The sequence below is a fragment of the Dyadobacter fermentans DSM 18053 genome, from assembly GCF_000023125.1.
Lineage (GTDB): Bacteria > Bacteroidota > Bacteroidia > Cytophagales > Spirosomataceae > Dyadobacter > Dyadobacter fermentans.
In genome coordinates, this window is the sequence record NC_013037.1 from 5,680,361 (window position 1) to 5,703,540 (window position 23,180).

General features: G+C 53.4%; 14 protein-coding genes. 12 read left to right on the plus strand and 2 right to left on the minus strand.

The window, feature by feature from the left end:
* Positions 1-4: 4 nt before the first annotated feature.
* The 12 genes from DFER_RS23440 (at position 5) to DFER_RS23495 (ending at position 20,545) form a co-directional block, all read left to right on the plus strand.
* A complete protein-coding gene (locus tag DFER_RS23440; protein WP_015814149.1) occupies positions 5-1,129 on the plus strand; it encodes a FecR family protein in 1,125 nt (374 codons plus the stop codon).
* Positions 1,130-1,314: 185 nt separating this feature from the next.
* The gene (locus tag DFER_RS23445; RefSeq protein WP_229206096.1) at positions 1,315-4,650 is read left to right on the plus strand and encodes a TonB-dependent receptor; all 3,336 of its coding nucleotides are present in this window, start codon (positions 1,315-1,317) and stop codon (positions 4,648-4,650) included.
* Between the two features lie 35 nt (positions 4,651-4,685).
* Positions 4,686-6,125, plus strand: a complete 1,440-nt coding sequence (locus tag DFER_RS23450) for a RagB/SusD family nutrient uptake outer membrane protein (RefSeq protein ID WP_015814151.1) — start codon at positions 4,686-4,688, stop codon at positions 6,123-6,125.
* 20 nt (positions 6,126-6,145) lie between these two features.
* A complete protein-coding gene (locus DFER_RS23455; protein ID WP_015814152.1) occupies positions 6,146-8,188 on the plus strand; it encodes an FAD-dependent oxidoreductase in 2,043 nt (680 codons plus the stop codon).
* A 24-nt stretch (positions 8,189-8,212) separates the two neighbouring features.
* Entirely contained in the window at positions 8,213-9,856 is a 1,644-nt protein-coding gene (locus DFER_RS23460) for an FAD-dependent oxidoreductase (RefSeq protein ID WP_015814153.1), read from the plus strand.
* Between the two features lie 153 nt (positions 9,857-10,009).
* Positions 10,010-11,251 (plus strand): MFS transporter, encoded by a 1,242-nt coding sequence (locus tag DFER_RS23465; protein ID WP_041735466.1) that lies wholly within the window; start codon positions 10,010-10,012, stop codon positions 11,249-11,251.
* Positions 11,252-11,367: 116 nt separating this feature from the next.
* The gene (locus DFER_RS23470) at positions 11,368-11,889 is read left to right on the plus strand and encodes a gluconate 2-dehydrogenase subunit 3 family protein (RefSeq protein WP_143828796.1); all 522 of its coding nucleotides are present in this window, start codon (positions 11,368-11,370) and stop codon (positions 11,887-11,889) included.
* Positions 11,890-11,912: 23 nt separating this feature from the next.
* A complete protein-coding gene (locus DFER_RS23475; protein ID WP_015814156.1) occupies positions 11,913-13,625 on the plus strand; it encodes a GMC oxidoreductase in 1,713 nt (570 codons plus the stop codon).
* A gap of 176 nt (positions 13,626-13,801) precedes the next feature.
* Positions 13,802-14,467 carry an RNA polymerase sigma-70 factor gene (locus DFER_RS23480; RefSeq protein ID WP_015814157.1) on the plus strand — a complete coding sequence of 222 codons (666 nt, stop codon included), beginning with the start codon at positions 13,802-13,804 and terminating at the stop codon, positions 14,465-14,467.
* Positions 14,468-14,510: 43 nt separating this feature from the next.
* Positions 14,511-15,530 carry a FecR family protein gene (locus DFER_RS23485; RefSeq protein ID WP_015814158.1) on the plus strand — a complete coding sequence of 340 codons (1,020 nt, stop codon included), beginning with the start codon at positions 14,511-14,513 and terminating at the stop codon, positions 15,528-15,530.
* Positions 15,531-15,550: 20 nt separating this feature from the next.
* Positions 15,551-19,018: a SusC/RagA family TonB-linked outer membrane protein gene (locus tag DFER_RS23490; protein WP_015814159.1), complete on the plus strand. Its 3,468-nt coding sequence runs from the start codon at positions 15,551-15,553 to the stop codon at positions 19,016-19,018.
* Between the two features lie 27 nt (positions 19,019-19,045).
* Complete coding sequence (locus tag DFER_RS23495) at positions 19,046-20,545, plus strand: RagB/SusD family nutrient uptake outer membrane protein (protein WP_015814160.1); 1,500 nt, start codon at positions 19,046-19,048, stop codon at positions 20,543-20,545.
* Positions 20,546-20,651: 106 nt separating this feature from the next.
* Here the strand turns inward: DFER_RS23495 and DFER_RS23500 are convergent, their stop codons facing one another.
* Positions 20,652-21,728, minus strand: coding sequence for a phytase (locus DFER_RS23500; RefSeq protein WP_015814161.1), 1,077 nt, complete (start codon positions 21,726-21,728; stop codon positions 20,652-20,654).
* Positions 21,729-21,900: 172 nt separating this feature from the next.
* Complete coding sequence (locus DFER_RS23505; protein ID WP_015814162.1) at positions 21,901-23,178, minus strand: right-handed parallel beta-helix repeat-containing protein; 1,278 nt, start codon at positions 23,176-23,178, stop codon at positions 21,901-21,903.
* Positions 23,179-23,180: the final 2 nt, after the last annotated feature.

Consider the following 23,180-nt stretch of genomic DNA (forward strand, 5'->3'; position numbering starts at 1 on the left):
TGGTATGGACCGCTACAACGATTTTTCCGTCGAAGACTTTGTTTGGGACGATTTCTTTCGTCAATGGACACTGTCGCCCACTTCCGAAACCGACGCGCTCTGGGACGACTGGATCGACGCCAATCCGGAGATGTTCGAAAAAGTGGAGCAGGCCAAAGCCATTGTACTCTCGCTGCGCCTGCACGAGCCGGAAATCGGCGATGCGGAGATCAGCCAGGTGGTGAAGCAAACCGTGGGGCGCGTCACCGGTGCTGAGGAGGAAACTTTGCGGCCGTCGGGAAGGTTGGTGCCTGCTTTTTCAATTAACTGGATGCAGTTTGCCGCATCCGTGGCGTTCATCATGCTGCTGGGCTGGGCCGTGTATTCGGTAATGATCAAAAGGAACGACAGGCCGCAGCTCGTGCAGCAGGGCAATGTGATTGAACAAACCGCACAGTGGACCGAAAAACACAATACGACTACCCAAACCATCGACATCGCGCTCAACGACGGCAGCCGCATCAGCCTCGAACCCCGGGGCCGCATTCGCTATCCTGAAAAGTTCGACGGCCCGCGCCGGGAGGTTTTCCTGGAAGGCGAAGCGTTTTTTGACATTGCCAAAGATCCCGCGCATCCGTTTTTGGTGTATGCCAATGGGTTGGTAACCAAAGTGCTGGGCACGAGCTTTCGCATTAAAGCCTACGACGGTGCACGGGAAGTGACCGTTGAAGTGAAGACGGGCAAAGTGTCGGTATTCGCGCAGTCGGACCCGGATTTGAAGGAAAAGCTCGACGACACGCAATTGCAGGGCGTCGTACTCACGCCCAATCAGAAAATCGTGTACGCCCGAAACGAGGTTAAGATGCTGAAAACATTGGTCGAAAAGCCGGAGATGGTCGTGCCGAAAGCGGATGTCCCGCAATTTTCATTTGAAGACACCCCGGCGAGCGAGGTTTTTAACACCATCGCGAAAGCCTACGGGATCGATATCCTTTACGACGAAGCATTGCTCAAAGATTGCCCGCTCACCGCGATGCTCGATAATCAGACGCTCCACGATAAGCTCGATATCATTTGCAAAGCAGTAGAATCCAGCTATCAGATCGTCGATGGCCAGGTGGTCATTCACAGCAAAGGATGCAGGAATTAATCATTCACCCAACTCTTTAAACCCCCCAGATACAAGAAACAGAAAGCTTACCTGCAAGAAGAGCCGGCAATGTTCCCGCATCACCGGCTCCGATATCCCTGAATTGGTTGGTCGCCATCATCCTCCCGGGAGGGGAGGCAGGGATTGTTTTGCCAAATTTTCCATTCTACAAAACAATCAAATCTATGAAAAAACCTTTAAAATACCGTAGGGTATTACTGTGGACCATGCAAATGACAGCTACTCAACTCATGCTTGCCCTTGTGTTCATAGCGACAGGTTACGCACGTGAGGGAAGCGCACAATCCCTGCTCAGCCAGAAAGTAACGGTGATGGCAAACGGCAGCGAAGTCAAAAAAGTCCTGAGCCAGGTCGAAAAGCAAGCCGATGTACGGTTTGTATTCAGTTCCAAGCTGATCAAATCAGCGCGGAAGGTGACAGTTTCCCTCAAAGACAAGCCTTTGTACGAAGCCCTCGACCATATTCTCACGCCGCTGGGGCTCGATTATGAAGTTTCCGGCAAGATCATCATCCTGCGAAGAATAGAAGCCGCATCGCCCGACGCGCCTCCGGCACCGGAATCACCGGCCAATGCGCCGAAGCGAAAGGTAGCCGGCAGGGTACTGGACGGAGAAACGAACACCGGCCTGCCTGGCGTCAGCATTGTGCTGAAAGGAACACAAACCGGCACCACCAGCAACTCCGAGGGTAATTTCCAGCTCGAAATCCCTGAATCGGCGGCAGCCAATTCCGTACTCGTTTTCAGTTTTGTGGGTTACAAATCGCAGGAAATCGTGCTGGGCAGCCAGAACGAGCTGACCATCAATATGGTGCTGGAAGACAAGTCGTTGCAGGAAATCGTCGTGATCGGTTACGGCCAGATCAAGAAAAGCGACCTTACCGGCTCGGTTTCGTCCATTAAATCGTCGGAACTGAACGCATACCCGGCTACCAACCTCGTGCAATCGCTCGCAGGACGTGCGGCGGGCGTGTATGTATCGCAAAACACCGGCGCGCCCGGCAGCCCGATCAGTGTGCGGGTGCGCGGTACCAACTCCATTCAGGGAAGTAACGAGCCGCTTTACGTGGTGGACGGTTTTCCCTATTCCGGCAGCCCTACTTTGCTCAACAACGCCGATATCGAATCCATTGAAGTGCTGAAAGATGCTTCGGCAACGGCCATTTACGGCTCGCGCGGCGCAAATGGAGTGGTTTTAATCACCACTAAAAAAGGCAAGGCCGGCCGTGTGAGCGTCGATTACGACGGCTACTACGGCGTGCAGACGATCCGCAAAAAGCTGGATTTGATGAATGCCACCGAATATGCCAATTTCTACAACGAGCATGCGGCCAACGACGGCCTCGCCCCGCGGTTTACGCCCGACCAGATCGCCGGCTTCGGTGAAGGTACTGATTGGCAGGACATCGTTTTCCGGTCGGCACCGGTGCAGAACCACGCATTGACGGTAAGCGGCGGTAACGAAAAAACGCGGTTTTCGGTCGCTGCCAGCAATTTCAGCCAGGACGGCATCGTGATCGGCAGTGACTACGTCCGGAATGCATTGCGCATGAACCTCAGCTCCGACATCGGTAAAAAATTCAAATTCGACCTCAGCACCCTCCTCAGCCGCATCAATTCCGACCGTAAGAACTCGGAGAAAGGCAACCGGGGCGGAACGCTCATGTCGGCCATGCTATCCGGCTATCCGACCATCCCGGCCACGTTGCCCGACGGCAGCTATTCGCGACTGGCGGAGGCTTACGCGTGGGGTTCCAATGTGATTACCAACCCGCTGAACTACATGTATCAGTATTCGGATATGATCCGCTCGAACAAAATCCTTACCAACGGCGCCATTACATTTGAGCCGGTCAAGGGATTGATGATCAAGACATTGGCTGGTGTTGAAAGCACGGATGACCGCACCGATACCTACACCACTACCAGATTTGTAAATTCGAAAGGCAGTGCAAATGTAGGAACACAGCGCGTGACCAGCCTTTTGAGCGAAAATACGATCAGTTATCTCAAAGACTTCGGTAAACACAGCGTGTCGGCCGTGGCGGGTTTTACCTACCAGGATTATACACAAACTTCGCTTACTGCTAGTGGAAGCGGTTTTATCAGTGACAATCAGGAAACGTACGACATCGGCGCTGCCGCTACACAGGGCGTTCCTAGCACATCCTATTCAAAATGGGCGTTGCTGTCCTACCTGGCGCGGGTGAATTACACATTCAACAGCAAAATCCTCGCTACCGCCAGCTTCCGTGCGGATGGCTCGTCCCGTTATAGCGCGGGACAGAAATGGGGCTTTTTCCCGTCCGGTGCATTGGCATGGCGCATGTCCGAAGAAGAATTTATCAAAAACATTCCATTCGTTTCGGACCTGAAATTACGGGTAGGCTATGGAGAAACGGGGAACACGTCCATTAACCCTTATTTTACACTCAATCAGCTTAATTCGGCCCCGGTGGTGTTCGGTGACGCATTTATGACCTCCTATGCGCCGGGTACCCGGCTCGCCGGCTCGCTGCGGTGGGAAACCACGGCCCAAACCGACTTCGGTATCGACCTCGGCCTTTGGAACAACCGCGTAAATGTGACGGCCGACTATTACATCAAAAACACCCGCGATCTGCTGAACAGCGTCGCATTGCCTTCCTCGCTGGGCTTCACCCATACGATCCAGAATATCGGGAAAATCCAAAACAAAGGTTTTGAGCTCGGGGTGAATGCGGCCGTGCTGGAAGGGGCGTTTAAATGGAATGTGTCGACCAATTTGTCCATTAACCGGAACAAAGTGATGAAGCTGTATGGCGGAAACGACATCCTGGGGCAGACAATCGGTGCGGCGGTGAACGATAATGTGAATATCCTTCGCGAAGGTTACCCGCTCGGATCTTTCTATGGCTATGTGGAAAAAGGATACGACGAAAAGGGTTTTATCGCCTATGAAGATTACAATAACAGCGGGAGCCGCGACGCAGGTGACAAGCGCATTATCGGTAACCCGAATCCTAAGTTCACCTACGGCTTTAACTCCACGATGTCGTTCAAAAACTTCGAGCTGACGGTCTTCATCCAGGGCTCGCAGGGTAATGACATTTTCAACCTCAGCGCGCAGGGCCAGGGCTACGACTACGGCCAGGCGCTCAACATGCCGCGCGAGGTGTACCTCGACCACTGGACGCCCGAGAACACCGATGCCAAATACCCGGTCATCAAAACCTCCTCACAGGCGCAGATGTCGGACCGCTTCGTGGAAGATGGCTCTTACCTCCGGTTAAAGAACATCCAGCTGAGTTACAACCTGCCGGTGGCTAAGCTGCATATCAAATGGATGAAATACGGACAACTGTATGTGAGCGGCCAGAACCTGATCACATTGACCAAATACTCGTGGTACGATCCCGAAGTGAACTCTTACGGATCGGGGAATTCATTTGTGCAGGGCGTAGACCATTACGTTTACCCGGTTGCCAAAACCACCACCGTGGGCCTCAGAATTGGGTTTTAAGGTCAGTTTAATCACCGGTTTAAGAAATCACCATTATGAAAAAGATATTCACCAGTTTGTTTTTGGCGGCGGTTTGCATGGCTTGTTCCGACATTCTTGAAGAAAAACCCAAATCACTTGCCTCTGAGAATTTTTACAATACCGCCGCGGAGGCCAAGGCCGCAGTGAACGCGATTTACGGCCCGATGCGCACCGACGCCGCATTGTCTACCAACTATCCCGCCCAGCTCGAAGGCCTGGCCGATTACGGCAATTCACGCGGTACGCAAACGCCCGTGAGCTTGTACCAGGGCCTCGATAACACGAACATCAACCGCGTCGCAACGATCTGGGACAACTTTTACCAATCCATCCGGAATGCTAACCTGGTGATCGCCAATGTGCCGAAAGGGACCAGCATGACCGACGCCGAAAAGGCGTCATTCGTGGCCGAGGCCAAGTACATGCGTGCGCTCATCTATTTTGCGCTCGTGCGGAACTGGGCCGGCGTGCCCCTGCGCACGGAGGAGAATATGACGGTGGCCGACATCCCCAGATCGAGCGTCGACGATGTGTATAAGCTGATTGTCGCCGACGCATTGGTGGCGGAGGCCGGGCTGGCGGATAACCCCTCGGAGATTGGCCGCCCGACCAAATGGGCCGCGAAAACGCTTTTGTCGGAAATATACCTGTACCTCGAAAAATGGGAGGATTCGCGCGCGAAAGCGAAGGAAGTGATCGATGCCAATAAGTACTCGCTGGTGCCGGTGACCGTTTCGGAGGATTTTCAGAAGATTTACGGTCCGGAGGTCGTGAATACGAGCGAGGAGATTTTCTATTTCAAATACTCGCGCCAGCAAGGCTTTGGCCTGGTGAGCTATGCGCACCGCAAAATCGGGCCTTATAACTATTACGGTCCGGGCGGTGTGTATGCTCAGTACACCGATTCAGTTTCCAACCCCGTGATCAAAAACTGGGATTTCAAGGATTTGCGTAAAAACCATATTCTGTACAATGTGGACATCGGCCTGGGCACTACTTCCATGCTGTTCCGCAAATACCGCGATCCGCTGGCCACCGGCGGTGCTGGCAACGACTACCCCTGGTACCGCTACGCCGATCTGCTCCTTTTCCACGCCGAAGCCGATGCCCGTGCCAATGGGAAACCGACCGCCGACGGTCTCGAAAGCCTGAACAAAGTACACCGCCGCGCATACGGCAAGCCGGCCGAAGCTGCTTCGACGGTCGATTTCAAACTCGCCGATTTTGCCTCTTTACCGACCTTCATCGACAAGGTGGTGCAGGAGCGCGGCTATGAAACCATGTATGAAGGCAAGCGATGGAATGACCTGAAACGATTAGGAATTGCCAAGCAACGCATTTTGGAAGTAAAGAACATCGTCATCGCCGAAAAGCACATGCTGTGGCCGATCCCGAATTCTGAAATTTTGTATAACAAAGCCATCACTGCCAAAGACCAGAACCCGGGTTACTGAGCATTTAACAAAGTACATTTATGATGATACGTAAAAAGATTGCATTGGCGCAGATCGCCTGTATGATGGCATTCGTATTAGCCGGTTTCCGACCGCGGGAACCGAGGCCTGCGGCCGATGTAACTGCCAGCGTGCAGGCGGATGTATGCGTGTACGGAGGCACCGCCGCAGGCGTGATAGCGGCCTACACGGCGAAGAAAATGGGCAAGTCCGTCGTACTCATCGAGCCGGGCGGGCATTTGGGCGGTATGACGTCCGGCGGCCTCGGCTACACGGATATCGGTAACAAATACGCCATTACCGGCCTCTCCCGCGACTTCTACCGCCGCATTGGGTTGCATTACGGCAAGTTCGAGCAATGGACCTTCGAGCCGAAAGTGGCGAAAAGCACCTTGCAGCAGTACCTGGATGAGGCGGGAATCAAGGTTATGTACCAGAGTCGGATCGTCAGCACCCGGAAGTCCGGGGCGGCCATTCAGTCCATTGTTTTGGAAAACAGCCTGAAACCAGACGCCAAATCCAACCAGACTATTGCCGCGAAAATGTACATCGATTGTTCCTACGAGGGCGACCTGATGGCGAAAGCGGGCGTTTCCTACACCGTAGGACGGGAGGCCAACAGCGAGTACAATGAAACCATCGACGGCGTGCAGCTCATGCACGGTCACCAGCTCCCCGACGGCATTGATCCTTACAAAACAGCGGGTAAACCCGAAAGCGGGCTACTCTGGGGCGTTTCTCCCGCCAAATTGGAACCGAATGGGACCGGCGACAAAAAAGTGCAGGCTTACAACTACCGCATTTGCCTCACGTCCGACCCGGCCAATATGGTGCCCATTACCCAGCCGGCAGACTACGATGCCTCCCGCTACGAGCTGCTCGCACGGCTCATTGCCAAGCAGCCCCAGCGCAAAACGCTGAACGACTATTTCATTTGGAGTAAAATGCCGAATAACAAAACGGACATTAACAACCGTAATGGCTTTTCGACGGACATGATCGGCATGAACCATGACTATCCTGACGCAGATTACAACAAGCGCGCGGAGATAATCAAAGCGCACGAAGCCTACACCAAAGGGCTGCTCTATTTCATCGGCCACGATCCGCGCGTACCGCAAGAGCTGCGCGAGTCGATGCAGAAATGGGGGTATCCCAAAGACGAGTATGTAGAAACCGGCAACTGGTCGCCGCAGCTGTACATCCGCGAGGCGCGGAGAATGGTAGGCAGCTACGTGATGACCCAGGCGCATTGCGAGCTGAAAGAAGTCGTGAAGGATGGCGTAGGCATGGCGGCTTACCAGATGGATTCGCACAACATCCAGCGCATTGTCGTGAATGGCATGGCCAAAAACGAGGGGAATGTGGAGGTAAGCGCCTCGGGACCATACCCCATTGCCTACCGCTCGCTGGTTCCGAAGGAGCAGGAGTGTACCAACCTGCTGGTGCCGGTATGCTTGTCGGCTACGCACATTGCCTATGGTTCTATCCGTATGGAGCCGGTGTTTATGGTGCTCGCGCAGTCATCCGCAGTGGCGGCGGCCATGGCGATCGATTCGAAAAAAAGCGTACAGCAGATCGACGTTCCTAAGTTGCAGGCCAAACTCAAATCCGACCCGCTTGTGAACGGCAAAACGCCTGAAATCCTCGTGGATAATGAGGATACGCAAAATGTTTCTGTGAAAGGAAACTGGCAACCGGTCAAAAAAGGCGGTTACGGCCCGTCGTTCCTGACGACATCCGAAACGGACAAAGCGGGCGGCTCGGTCACATTCACGCCTCAAATCGCCGCGGCGGGTAACTATCAGATTTACGCGTATTTTCCCAAAGTGGCCAAGCCGGCGTCGGAAATCAAGCTTTCCGTGAAAGCGGGTAACGAGGTCAAGGCCATTTCTGTACTTGAAAAAGACATTGTTGTGGAAGGCCAGACCTCGGGCGAATGGTACCACGTAGGCAAATTCAATCTGCCCAAAGGCAATGCCAGCTCGGTGAATATCTCGTCCGAAGGCGCCTCGGGCGCTGTGGCAGCGGATGCGGTGCTGTTCGTGCCCGAGTCAAAATAGCTATTAATCCTAAATCAGACATTCATGAAAAAAATACTCTTACTGGTTGCAATCGTTATTTCTCATCTCACACCGCGGGCTGTTTCCGCACAGTCGTTCGAGGCGGATGTGATCGTATACGGAGGCACCTGTGCGGCGGTTACGGCGGCGGTCCAGGTGGTTAAGTCAGGTAAAACGGTGCTCGTGGTGTCGCCCGACAAGCATTTGGGCGGGCTTTCGTCTGGCGGGCTCGGCTTCACCGATACCGGCAACAAATCGGTGATCGGCGGGCTCGCTCGTGAATTTTACCACCGCGTTTTCCTGCATTACGACAAGCCCGAAGGCTGGCAATGGCAGAAAAAAGAAGAGTACGGCAACAAAGGCCAGGGAACCGTGGCGATGGACGGCGCCGAGCGCACGATGTGGATCTTCGAGCCGCACGTCGCCGAGCAGGTGTTTGAAGATTTTGTGAAAGAAAACAACATCAAAATCTACCGCGACGAATGGCTCGACCGCAGCAAGAGCGGCGTTCAGAAAAGCAATGGCCGCATTGCTTCTTTCAAAACATTGAGCGGCAAGACGTTCAAGGGAAAAATGTTCATCGACGCCACTTATGAGGGCGACCTCATGGCCGCTGCGGGTGTAAAATACCACGTGGGCCGCGAAGCCAACAGCGTTTATAATGAAGAATGGAATGGGGTTCAGGCGGGCGTGTTCCAGCACCGCCATTATTTTGCCAAAAACATCAGTCCCTATAAAGTGGAAGGCGACCCAAAGAGCGGTTTGCTGCCCTACGTAACGTCGGAGAAAATCGCTAAAAACGGTTCAGGGGATAACAAAATCCAGGCTTACTGCTTCCGGATGTGCCTCTCGTCGCATCCCGACAACCGCATTCCGTTCGCCAAACCCGCGGGTTACGACCCGGGTAAATACGAGCTGCTCGCCCGTGTGTACAAAGCCGGCTGGACAGAAACTTTCGACAAATACGACCCCATTCCCAACCGTAAAACGGATACCAACAACCACGGCCCGTTCAGCACCGACTTCATCGGCCAGAACTACGACTACCCCGACGCTACGTACGAACGCCGCAAGGAGATCATTAAGGAGCACGAGGTATATCAAAAAGGCCTGATGTACTTCCTCGCCAACGACCCGGCCGTTCCTGCCGACGTGCGCGCCAAGGTAAATGAATGGGGCTTGCCCAAAGATGAATTCAAAGACAATGGCGGCTGGCCGCACCAGATTTACGTGCGCGAGGCGAGGAGAATGCTGGGCAAAAGCGTAATGACCGAGAACGAGACATTGGGCAAAAAAGCCGTGCAGGAATCGGTTGGGATGGGTTCCTACTCGCTCGACGCGCACAATGCGCAGCGTTACGTGAAAGAAGACGGTTTTGTGCAGAACGAGGGCGACATCGGCGTGCATCCCAAAACCCCTTACGGCATTTCCTATGGCGCTATCGTCCCCAAAAAGGCAGAATGTGAAAACCTGCTTGTGCCCGTGTGCGTGTCGGCGTCGCACATTGCCTACGGCTCGATCCGCATGGAGCCCGTGTTCATGATCCTCGGCCAAAGTGCCGCTACGGCCGCCGTGCAGGCGATCGACGGCAAGGTGGCCGTGCAGGATGTGGATTATGGCAAATTGAAAGAACAGTTGCTTAAAGACAAGCAAAAACTGGAACTATAACCAGGTACCGACCATGAAAGTGATGCCCGGCCTGTTTGCTGAAAACAAAACTTTCTTTCTAATTTTTATAAATTTGCCAACGAATAGCCGGGCTTATGTCCGGCTATTTGCATAATATTGCAAGTTATTCCGATGAAACCCATAGAAACTCAAATGTCATCCGTCACAGCAACGCGCTCAGACGCCTCTTACCTTTTCAGTGCTCCCGTTATAGTCGCTGCCCTTGGTTATTTCGTAGATATTTATGATTTGCTCCTTTTCGGGATCGTCCGGCTGCCTAGCCTGGCTGCGCTCGGGCTTTCCGAGGCGGATATTTCGGTCACGGGCGCCAGCATCCTCAACTGGCAAATGACCGGGCTTTTGCTAGGCGGTATTCTCTGGGGTGTTCTGGGGGATAAAAAAGGCCGTCTTTCGGTGCTTTTCGGCTCCATTATCACTTACTCGCTGGCCAATATCGCCTGCGGCTTTGTGCAGGATGTGACGGTTTACAAACTGCTCCGTTTCATCGCGGGCATTGGTCTGGCGGGAGAGCTGGGGGCGGGGATCACGCTGGTTTCCGAAATCCTTCCCAAGCACCTGCGTGCCATCGGTACTTCGCTGGTGGCCGGCATTGGTTTGCTAGGGGCGGTAGTGGCCTATTTTACGGTCGAGTATTTCGATTGGCGCTATGCCTATTTCATCGGCGGCGGCCTGGGTATTTCACTGCTTTTGCTGCGGATCGGTGTTTTCGAATCGGGGATTTTTAAGGATATTAAAGATCAGAAACACGTCGAAAAAGGCAACTTTTTTGCATTGTTTACCAACAAAGACCGCCTCCAAAGATACCTGAAATGCATTGGCATCGGCCTGCCTACCTGGTTTGTGATCGGTATTCTGGCCACATTCAGTAACGAGTTTGGAAAAGCGTTGGGCATTGAGGAGCCGATCAAGCCGGGACTGTCCATCATGTGGTGCTATGTGGGCCTTTCGATAGGCGACCTTTGCAGCGGGTTCATCAGCCATTGGCTCGAATCGCGCAAGAAGGCGGTTTTTTACCTCATGATCTTCACCTTTGTTTTCAGTGTCGTTTACCTGTTCGCCGGCATTCAATCGGCCTCGTTATTTTATACCGTAGCCGCATTGCTGGGCTTCGGCATTGGTTACTGGGCCATGTTCGTGACCATCGGGGCGGAGCAGTTCGGTACCAACCTGCGTGCTACGGCCGCTACCACCGTGCCCAATATGGTCCGTGGAACGGTTGTCGGAATGACTACATTATTTGCTACTTTTAAAGACTCGTTCTCAGTCATTCAGGCAGGAGCGCTGGTAGGTGTGATTTGCTTTGCGATAGGCATTTTCTGCATTCTCACCATTCCCGAAACCCACGGTCGTGATCTGGACTTTCTGGAAGAGTGACGGGTGGTCAGGTATGGTCGAGAATAGTCAGAGAGAGGAAATTTTACAATGACAACCTCCTGACAATAAATGACACAAAACAATAATTAAGACGTTTAAACAAAATAGATAAGAAAATGGAAAGACGGGGAGCGCTTAAAAGTATGGCAGTGGCCATGGGCGCCATGGCGGGTTTGCCTGCGTGGGCATCCGGTTGGAACAAAAGTGCGGTGGCGAAAAGCGGGTTGCTGGCGGCAGATCAATCCAAAAATCTTGCAATGATCGTCGAAACCATTATTCCCAAGACTGACACGCCGGGAGCGGGTGAGCTGGGCGTGGGTGATTTTGTACAAAAAATGGTGAAGGACTGCTACGACGCCAAAGCGCAGGCCAGCCTCGCCAGCGGCATTTCGAACATCGACGAACAAAGCGTTCAGCGGTTCGGGAAGTCGTTTACCGACGCCAGCAAGGAGCAGCGCCTGCAAATCCTCTCCGACATTGAAAAGGGCAGCGATACCGCCCAGAAGGGCTTTTTCAGCATGGTCAAAAACCTGACGATCCAGGGCTACATGACTTCCGAATACGTGATGACCAACATTACCCACTACGAAATGATCCCCGCCCGCTACCATGGGTGTGTACCTGTTAAAAAGGGATGAAAGGGAGGATTACAACCGAAACTATGGCAAATTTTAATATTGATAGTAAAAAAGCCCGCACTTACGATGCCATTGTGATTGGCTCGGGGATCAGCGGCGGTTGGTCGGCTAAGGAGCTGACCGAAAGAGGACTGAAAACCCTCGTACTCGAACGCGGCCGGGACGTGCAGCACATCAAGGATTACCCTACCACGAACATGATGCCGTGGGAGTTTGAGCACCGCGAGCGCCTTCCCAAGGAAATCGCCGATGCGAACCCGATTGCGGCTCGCTGCTATAACTTCAAGGAATCGTCGATGCACTTCTTCGCGAAGGATAATGAGCATCCGTACATTCAGGAAAAGCCTTTCGACTGGCTTCGCGGTTACCAGGTAGGCGGCAAGTCGCTGCTTTGGGCGCGGCAAACGCAGCGTTGGAGTAAGTACGATTTCGAAGGCCCCGCGCGTGACCAATTCGCCGTGGAATGGCCGATCGGGTACGACGACATTGCGCCCTGGTACAGCCACGTGGAGAAATTCGCGGGCATTACCGGCAACAAGGACGGTATCGACGCATTGCCGGATGGCGAGTTCCTCCCGCCGCACGAGCTCAACTGCGTGGAGAAATATTTCAAAGAGCAGGTTTCGAAGCAATACAAGGACCGCCACATTATCATCGGGCGTGCCGCACATATCACCGAGCCGCAGCAGATCCACCTGGATCAGGGCCGCGCCAAATGCCAGCATCGCACCATTTGCGAGCGCGGATGCCCGTTTGGAGGCTATTTCAGCAGCAATTCCTCCACAATCCCCTGGGCAGCCAAAACGGGCAATATGACGCTCCGCCCGCATTCGGTGGTGCATTCGATTATTTACGACGACAAAAAGCAGAAAGCCTCGGGCGTGCGCGTGATCGATGCGAACACGAAGCAGATGATCGAGTTTTATGCAGACATTATTTTCCTGAACGCCGCCGCGCTGAACTCCAACCTCGTGCTGCTGAACTCCACGTCGAGCCGCTTCCCGAACGGCCTCGGCAACGACAGTGGCCTGCTGGGTAAATACATTGCATTCCATAACTACCGCGCTACGGTGTCGGGCCAGTACGAAGGCTTCCTCGATTCGACGACGGACGGCAAGCGCCCGAACGGAGGCTATATTCCGCGTTTCAGGAATGTTTACAAGCAGGAAACCGACTTTTTGCGCGGATATGCGGCCGGTTTCAGTGCTTACCGCATGACGTCCAACGACCGCGACGGCCTCGGCGAATCGCTGAAAGCAGGTTTGCACGAAACGAAGTATGGCAACTGGGGCGTAGGTTCGCACATGATGGGCGAAACGATCCCGAAAGAGAGCAACTATGTGGCCCTCGATCAAAATGAAAAAGATCCGTTTGGAATGCCCAAACTGAGAATCTCGGTCGATTACGACGATAACGACGAGAAGATGATCAAGGATTATATGGAGCAGGTGAGCGAGATGTTCACCAAAGCGGGCTTCACCAATGTGAGAACAAACGACAACCACCGTAATCCAGGCAACGATATCCACGAAATGGGCGGCGTGCGCATGGGGAAAGACCCCAAAACGTCGTTGCTCAACAAATGGAACCAGCTGCATCATTGCAAAAACGTGTTTGTAACCGACGGCGCGAGCATGACTTCCACCGCTACACAAAATCCTTCACTGACTTATATGGCCCTCTCGGCCCGGGCCGTGGACTATGCGGTAAAACAACGCAAAGCGAAGAATTTGTAACCAAAAATAACATATAGTAACAAAAAGGCTGTCATTCGCTGGAATGGCAGCCTTTTTAGTTTTCGGGCTGTAAGTGTCAATTTAGCACTTAAAAAAGTTTTAGTTTTTTTAAAACAAGGGTAAGGGATTTTAAATGCAAGAAAGTCTTTTAATTATTACATACGAACGGATACTCAATGCACGATCCTTTGCTCAACCCGGAACCGAAGCGCCCAGGGCCATTTGTGTCACCCGCACACGATGGCAAGGCCGCCGTAAGCGAAATTGATTCTGCGACCTTTCTGAAATCGGCTTTTGAACAAAATCCGGGAAAGGGCCTGGAATTGTTGTTTAAGCGGTACTATAACCCGCTTTGCAGCCATGCGGTGCGATTTGTGTATTCCAAACAGATTGCCGAAGACCTGGTAAGCGAGGTGTTCTTCCAGTTTTACCGGACGAAGGCTTATGAGAATATCACCACATCGTACACCAGCTATTTGTTCCGTTCCGTGCGCAACGAATGCTATACGTATATGCGCAGAGAGTTCGGGAAGACGGATTCGCTCGAAATGAACGAGGAGCATTCGATTTCGACCTACCATCAGCAGCCTGATGCCGAAATCCATTACAACAACCTTTTCCTGAAAGTAAACGAAGTGATCGCGCGGCTCCCGATGCAATGCCAGAAGGTGTTCCTGCTCAGCCGTTTCGAGAACAAAAAATACCACGAGATCGCGGATGAGCTGCACATTTCGCCCAAAACCGTGGAAGTGCACATTTCCAAGGCTTTGAAACACCTTCGCCTGGCATTGAACGGCGAATGGATGCTCCCGCTGTGCCTCACCATTTTGAATTCCCTCTAGAAATCCTGCACGCAGGCTCGTCAACGTTGTAAACCGAACAAAAATGGAAAGAACTATATCGAAGTATACGCTTTTCGAGTACCTGGCCGGACGCGCCAATCCGCTCGAAAGGCAACTCGTGGAAGATTGGATCGTCCAGAAGCAGAATTCCGACACGTTTCATCAATGGCTGCTGGAATATGAAACGAAATCGCCGCAATTCGTTCCCGACCGGGACGCGGCGCTGGCCAACCTGCTCCACCGGATCGACTCTACCCTGGATGAGGTAACCGCCGAAGAAGGGGAGGACGAAGCCGACGAGGCAGACCGGCAACCCTCGTGGATCGCGCGCCGCAGTAATCGTTTCTGGCTTGTAGCAGCATCTGTAACCGCGCTGGTGAGCTGCGGGTGGTGGTTTCGCGAGCCATTGCAGTACAAAACGTATCAAACAGCCTACGGCCAGACTACCGACGTGTACCTCGAAGATGGAAGCCGAGTAGCATTGAACTCGAATTCCAGGCTGCAAGTGCCCCGACTGGGTTTCTGGGGCGATGTGCGGACGGTCGCATTGGAGGGTGAGGCCGAGTTTTCGGTGAGCCATACCATTGACAACAAGCGGTTTGTGGTGCGAACGTCCGAAAAATTCCAGGTAGAAGTGCTCGGCACCACATTCTCGGTGTTTGCCCGGCAAAGGGGTACGAAAGTAGCATTGAAGTCCGGCAGCGTGCGCATTGATTACTCACAAAACGACCAGCGCAGGGAGGTGATGATGGAGCCCGGCGACCTCGCGATCCTGGATCAGGAAGGGGCGGTGCAGCTCGAAAAACAGCAGGATGTCAAAGCATTCGCTCCGTGGACGGAGCAGCGCTATGTGTTCAACGGAACACCGGTGAAGGAGATACTGGCGATGATCGAAGAGAATTTCGGGCAAAAAGTGAGCCTTTCCGATTCGAATATCGCCCAGCGGTCTATCACCGGCAATTTCAAGACCAGAAACGCGGAGGAGCTTTTGAAAACGGTCTCGGAGGTGCTTGATCTCAGGGTCGAGCAAAACGGCGCTTCAATTCTTTTAACGAACCATTAATTATTCCAAACCATTTGATTATGAATCTAACGCTATCAGCCAAGCAATGGGTGGCGATCGGGATTGTGTTGATGACGCAATCCTCGCGGGTCGTGCATTCACAGGTCATTGCCTTTGCGTCGGTGCCTTCCAGGCAGCATATGTCCATCGGGCAGGAAATGAAGCTCAAAAACGTGCTCCTCGATCTGCAAAGACATTACGGGGTGGAAATTATCTTCGAAGACCGTCTGGTAGGTTCCGTCAATGTCGCTTCGAGCAACCTGGATTTTAACCAGCCAATTGAGAAAAACCTCGACCAGCTGCTGCGGCAGAACGGCCTGAAATATAAAAAGACCAGAAAGAATACATTCGTGATCACCGAGGGCAAAGGAAAGGAAGCCCTGCCGGGAAAGGATAACCGGGAAGAGGCGCTGGCGCTTCCCGAACAGGCGCTGAACCAGGAGAACCTGACGGCCCAGGCATCGGCGGGCCAGGAGGCGGTGGACCGGACGATCAAAGGGAATGTGACCGATGAGGGCGGCGCTGGCCTCCCCGGCGTGAGCGTGGTGTTGAAAGGCACGCAGCGCGGTACATCCACCGGCGCATCCGGGGAATTCAGCCTCGAAATCCCCGATGGCGGACAGCCGGTGCTGGTTTTCAGTTTTGTGGGATACAAATCGCAGGAGGTGACGGTGGGAAACCAGTCGGCCGTGAATGTGACCATGGCGCCGGACGAGAATGCATTGGAAGAAGTGGTGGTGGTAGGTTATGGTACGGTTAAAAAGTCCGATCTGACGGGCGCGGTAGGGACCCTCAAAGCGGAAGTTTTGCAGGAACGCCCGGCGTCGTCCCTCAACCAGGGGCTTTCGGGCCGCATTACAGGCGTGAACGTGTCGTCCAACTCGGGCCGGCCGGGTGGGCGCGCGAACATCCGCATTCGCGGGGCGAGCTCCATCAGCGTGTCCAACAACCCGCTTTACGTGATCGATGGCGTGATCCTGAATGCGGTTGACCTGCAAAACGGCAGTACGCCCATCGACTACCTCAACCCGAACGACATCGCGTCCATCGAGGTGTTGAAAGATGCTTCGTCAACGGCCATTTACGGTGCGCGCGGTGCAAACGGGGTAATCCTCGTAACAACCAAACGCGGTACATCGGGCGGCGGAAAGGTGACTTACGACACTGATTTCAGCATTGGTGTGGCTCCCCGCAAGCTGCCTGTTTTGAATTCGAGGGAATTTTTGCAGGTAGAAGAAACCCTTTATGCCAATGCAGCCAAATATGATCCCGTGGGCTGGGCTACCGGCACCAAATACACCGATCCCAAACTGAAACGGACCAATCCGCTGCTTTTCGACTCGAACGGCAACCCGCTTTACGACACCGACTGGCAGAAAGAAGCTTTCCAGAAGGCATTTACTCAAAATCACCAGCTGGGCTTTACCGGCGGCAACGAAAAAGGCAGCTTCGGGGCGTTCCTGAACTACCGCAACGAGGATGGTATCATCAAAGAATCGTGGCAAAAGCGCTTCTCAGGCCGTTTGGTGTTTGATTCCCAAATCAAAAGCTGGCTGAAAGTGGGCGGTACGCTGGGCTACACCGATCAGAACGAAAAGCAGATCGACCAGCTGGGCGGCGGTGGTATCACGGCCATGCGCCAGGTGCTGGAAGCGTTGCCGATCATCCCGGTGAAATATCCCGACGGAAGATGGGCCAGCAACCGCGATTACCCGGGAATGGAAGGCGGCGACAGCCCGCTGCGCGTGGTGAATGAGCGCCTTTTTTACCTCAAAACACAAACCATGCTGGGGAATATGTATGCCAATATCCGTCTTGCCGACGGTTTGGAACTGCGTTCGACGGTGGGTGCCAACGTGATCAACCAGCGTAACGACTATTTCGCGGCTGCCGGGTTGCAGTACATTACCAGCAATGGCGAGGCCTGGGTGATCAATAACCGCTATAATTCGTGGCAATTTGAAAACTACCTGACGTATTACAAAGACTTCGGCAAGATCCACTCGATCAATGCGATGGTCGGTTTGTCGTGGCAGCACGTCGATCGTTTCGATAACCAGGCACGCGCCCAGAACTTTACGGACACTTATTTCCAATACAATAACCTCTCCGCGGGGGCCATCGCCATAGCACCGACTTCCCGCGCCGAAGCGTACGGTTTGAACTCTTACTTCGCCAGGATCAATTACAGCCTGATGAATAAATACCTCGTAACGTTTACAGGCCGTATGGATGGCTCGTCCAAGTTTGGTGATGCCAACCGGTATGCATTCTTCCCGTCGGCGGCAGTGGCCTGGCGTGTGAATGAGGAAGAGTTTCTCAAAAACTCGAACTCGATCTCCAACCTGAAAATCCGCGCGAGCTACGGTGCTACCGGTAACTCTGAAATCCCCGCCTACCGCGCGCTTGCCGGTATGGCCAGCTCGGATGTCATTTTTGGCGGCACGCGTAATATCGGTATCGGCGTAGGCCGGATGTCGAATGCGAACCTGCAATGGGAAAAAACACAGCAAGTGGATTTGGGGATTGAATTGGGATTGTTTCAGAACCGCGTGAGCTTCGAACTCGATCTCTACCGCCGCAAAGTGAATGAAATGTTGCTGGATGCGCCACTACCGTCGAGCAGCGGCTACACGAGCATTTTTACCAATATCGGCAGCATGGAAAACAAAGGGGTCGAATTCGCGGTGAACTCGACCAATATCAAAGCCGGGGACTTCTCTTGGAATACCACATTCAATATTTCCGTGAATAAAAACAAGGTGCTGGCGCTTTCGGGCGGCAGCGATATCTTCTCCGGCGCAACGGTAATACGCGTAGGTGAGCCCGTCGGGTCGTTTTTCGGACGCGTGCACCAGGGAATCTGGTCTACTTCGGAAGCGGAGGAAGCCAAAAAATACAACATGCTGCCCGGTGACGTGAAGTACGCAGACCTGAACAAGGACGGCGCGATCAACGACAACGACCGTGCGATCATCGGTAAAGGTATTCCCGACGGCTTCGGTACGTTCCTGAACACATTCAGCTACAAGCAATGGTCGCTGACCGTCGATTTGCAATACATGTACGGCAATGACGTGCTCGACAGAAGTATCCACTCCGCGGAGGACCGCCAGGGTATCGCTAACAGCTACAAAACAGTGCTGAATGCATGGACGGAAACCAACCAGAACACGCCGATTGCACAGGTACGCCCGATTAACGCCTACTACACGACCAACAACGACAGCCACAAGGTAACCGACGCTTCGTTTATCCGCGGCCGTAACCTTCTGTTGGCCTACGTGTTCCCGACCAATGTGGTTTCGAAGTTGAAGCTGGACCGTCTGAGAGCTTATGCTTCCATTCAGAACTTCTTCGTGGCGACCAAGTACAAAGGCTATGACCCGGAAGTGTCCAACTCCTCATCGCCTTTCGACCAGGGATTGGGTTTGTATGACTATCCAAAACCAAGAGTATTTATGCTCGGCTTGAATATCGGTTTATAACAATATTGACTCTTACCGACGGCAACAATGACAATCCTATCAAAAAAAATCGGCCTGCTCGCGATATTGAGCTTATTTGGGGCAACCAGTTGCTCCGACTTCCTGGACGAGTCCGACCCCAGTAACTTCACCGAAGAAAACTACTTTACGCAGCCTGCGCACGCGAGAAGTTCGGTGAACGCCATTTATACACCCCTGCGCGAACCGATGGTGGGCAGTTTCAACGGGTCGGCGTGGATGATGCCCGAGTTTGCAACGGGCCTGGCCAATACCGACCTTGGTCAGGCTGTGAACAGTTATTTTATCAAGGACCTGCGGAACACTTCCGACAATACTTACGGACAAACCTACTGGACCCAATACTATAAGGGAATCGCCGGTGCCAACCTGTCGATAGCCAGGATTCCGGGCATTACGATGGATGCCGCCGAAATGAAGCGGGTGCTTGGCGAGGCTTATTTCCTTCGCGCATTTTACTACTTCCAACTGGTGCAGATGTTCGGCAACATTCCGCTGATCACCGAGCCTGTAAACCTGCAATCGGAGCAGCTGCGTCCGGATGCGGCTACGCCGGAGGCGATTTATAACCAGATCGTCGAAGACTTGAAAACTGCCGAAGCATCGGGCTTGCCCATGACCGAAAACAGTGGAAAAGTAACCCTCGGAGCGGTGAAATCGCTGCTGGCGAAGGTGTATCTCACCATGGCCGGTTATCCATTGCAAAAAGGCGCGGCCTACTACGATCTGGCGGCGAAAAAAGCGGAAGAAGTGATCGATTCCAAGCAGTTTAAGCTGTTTGCGAGCTACGACGACCTTCACAACCCCGCGAAAAAGAACATCGAGGAAAACATTTTCATGATCCAGTATAAAACCGGATTGATTGCTTCGAACTGGCAGGTTTCCATTATTCCCTACAACAAAAATATTTCGGCCTATTCCGATGAAACAGGCGGGATTTACGCCACGGGCGATTTTGTGAAGTCTTACGATGCCAACGACCTGCGCATTAAGGAAAAGCAATTTTTCTTTACAAAATTCACCAACGAGTCCGATCGTAACAAGGAGGTGGATCTGGGAGGCTATTTTATCTACAAACACTTTGATAATGTGGCACAAACCAGCTCCGCAAACAGCGACCTGAACTGGCCGATCCTGCGCTATGCCGATGTGCTGCTCATGTACGCGGAGGCATCCAATGAGGTATCGGGACCGTCGGCGAAGGCCTACGAGGCCGTGAACGCGATCCGCACCCGCGCGCAGCTGCCTGCATTGGCCGGGCTCACAAAGGATACGTTCCGCGAGGCAGTTTGGAAAGAACGCTGGCATGAGCTGTGCTTCGAGAACATCACCTGGTTCGACATGGCGCGCCTGCGGAAAGCATTCAATGTGAAGACGAAAAAGTTTGAAAATTACGTAGGTCACAAGTTTTCATACGGCCCGGAACTGACCGAGCGCGAACTACTCTTCCCGATCCCGACCGCCGAAATACGTAATAACACCAAACTGAACCAGAACAAAGGGTATTAGCAGAACAGGTTAATCATTAAACTTAGTCAGTTTAATAGTAGATAGTAATGAATAAGCCGCCGGAGTTTTCCGGCGGCTTATTTGCTTGTAAGCTGTTTTCGGGAGGTTATTTAACAACCATAATGTCTTCCCAGCGGTAGAGGTGGAATGTCTTATCGTCGCTCATGGCCACGAACAATCCGTTTTTGAATTGGGCATTGAGCGGAACCGATACGACGTCGGAGCCGTCGCTATGGTTGGCACTCACGGTTACTTTTCGCAGCAGCGGATGTGTGTGGGGTTGGCCGTCGGTGCCTTCGCGGGGGAAAATGTGAAAACTGTTGGCTCCCTGGTCCGATACCAGAATGTACCCCGTGCTATCCGTAAGCTGGTAAATCGAAATGCCTTCGTGGTCTTCCGTGAAACCGGTGGTGGCGAAAAGGGCGAGTTCTTCGTTGCCTTTTTCGGGGTCGGCGTAGTATTTGCGGACGCCCTGGCCTTCGTCGGAATAGTAAACGTAGCCTAGCTGGTCGTCCACCACTATGGCCTCTATTTCTTTCAAACCACTGTATTTTCCGAACTTACGCACCAGCGAAGCCTTCACGCGGCCTTTGCCATCGTCTTCCAGCAGGTATTGCCAGAGGTAGGTGCCGTCGGTAGGGCCAGCTTTGCGTCCCACCACGGCATATATTTTGCCGGCCTTGCTTTTGTAAAGGGCTATACCCATCAGATCGCGCATGTTTTCGCCCTTTTCTCCTACAAAAACTTCGATACCGCCATTGTCGACCGGCTGCATGTCCGGCAGGCTGTAAATGCGGAGCTTATGCGTGAACCGCTCGGTGGTAACGGCAATGTCGGTCGGTCTGCCGCCCAGCATCAGGCCATATTCTACGTCCACATTATCGGGGCGTTTCAGGCCGGTTACGGTTTTGTCGCGCTGCACCTTGCCTTGCAGATCGAACACGTACAAGCCGCCGTCCTGATCCTTATCGGTGCCGATGATCAGGCTTTGGGCGGGGTCGGCAGGGTTGATCCAGATCGCGGGATCGTCGGTGTCGTGGGCGACGGTATCGGTGATGAACACCGGCTGAACGACCGCATTAACGGTGTCGGCCTTTGCGGACTGGATCGGCGTGCCGGTATTGGATTGGCAGGCCACGAGCGATGCGGCCAGGCCAATGGCCGGGAGAATGAATGCTTTCACTGGTGTTAGAATAAAAGTATGATTAGAAGCGATGCACGTTATGTCATGTTGAGCGCACCGGGCCGCCGGGCGGTCGAAACATGGCTTGCATTACGCCAATTGTCTTCGGCGGCCCGGTGCGCTCTGGCTGACATTACCGTCGTGCCGTGGCTAAAAATCTGAATGGATAAGATTACTTCGCACCAAACGCCCCGATGTAATCGGCCGGTGCTGGGGATTTGTAGGTGACGCCGTTTACCACGAGGCCGTCCGCATACAAGCGTGAGAAGCCCGTTTTGCCCTTGCCCAGCGCGGGCGAGCCTGCCTGCACGTGGAAATCCCAGGCGGTGTTGAAGGTGGCGTTTTTGCTGTCGGTCGTTAATGGGTAGTTCACGAATTTCGGGTCGTTGTCGCCCACTTTGGCGGAAATAAGGTCGTTTGCGCCTTTCAGGATTTCGGCCGACGGCTGGAACTGCTTCACGCCTTCCTCGGTAGCGCCGTAGTATAATGTATTGGCAATTACCGAACGGTCATCCACAGACTTGTCCACATTCTCCGTCTTGATACCGAAGCGGTCGTTGGCGAGCAGGTTGTTGTAAAGGTCCGCGCGGACGCCTTTTTCAAGCCAGATGGAACCGCCTTTGGTAGTGGGCCTTCTCCAACCGGCGTTGATGATCGTGTTGTTATAACCCACCACATATGCCTGCGGCGAGCGCTCGCCGGAGTTCGAGAGTTTCAATGCATTGGTATTGGGGCTGTAAATGAGGTTGAATGCCACATCCGCCTGCACGCCCGATTTGATATTGATCGCATCGCCGCCCGATACGCCCGTAGTGTTGAACGTGTTATTGGCGATGAGCACCTTGCCGCCTTCGATGTAGAAGCCGTCTTCATTGAAATTGCGGATAATGCTGTTTATAACTACCAGCTTTCCGTTGATGTTGGAATAGTAGATAACCGGCACGTGCTCGCCCGCTTCGGCTTTGTACAATTCCGCTTTCACCGACGGCGATTCTTCCGTGGTAACGGCGCCGCCATATTCGAGTATGGTGTTGCTCAACACGAATTCAGCCGAGTTCGGACCGGCGATCAGACCGCCCCAGAGGTTACCAAACTCGTTGGCCGGCGTTTTCCAGGCATCGGGCACAGTGAATTTCACAGGCGCCGCGGCTGTGCCAAGGCTGTACAAGTTGCCTTTTACAACCACTTCCGGCTTAATGATCGAGTCGCTGAAAAGCACTGTCACGCCTTCCTCGATCGTGAGTGATTTGCCGTCGGGGATCTGGATGTGGCCGGTTACTTTGTAGGTATTGCCTTTGGTCCAGGTTCCGGACACTTCGCCGGATACCGATTCTTCGGTGGGCTGTGGGTTTACCGGCGTGGGTTCTGATTTGTCGTCGCTGCAACCGGTGATCAGGAATGCGGCAAGCGCTGAGAGCATAAATAGCTGTTTCATTCTGGAATTGTTCATGA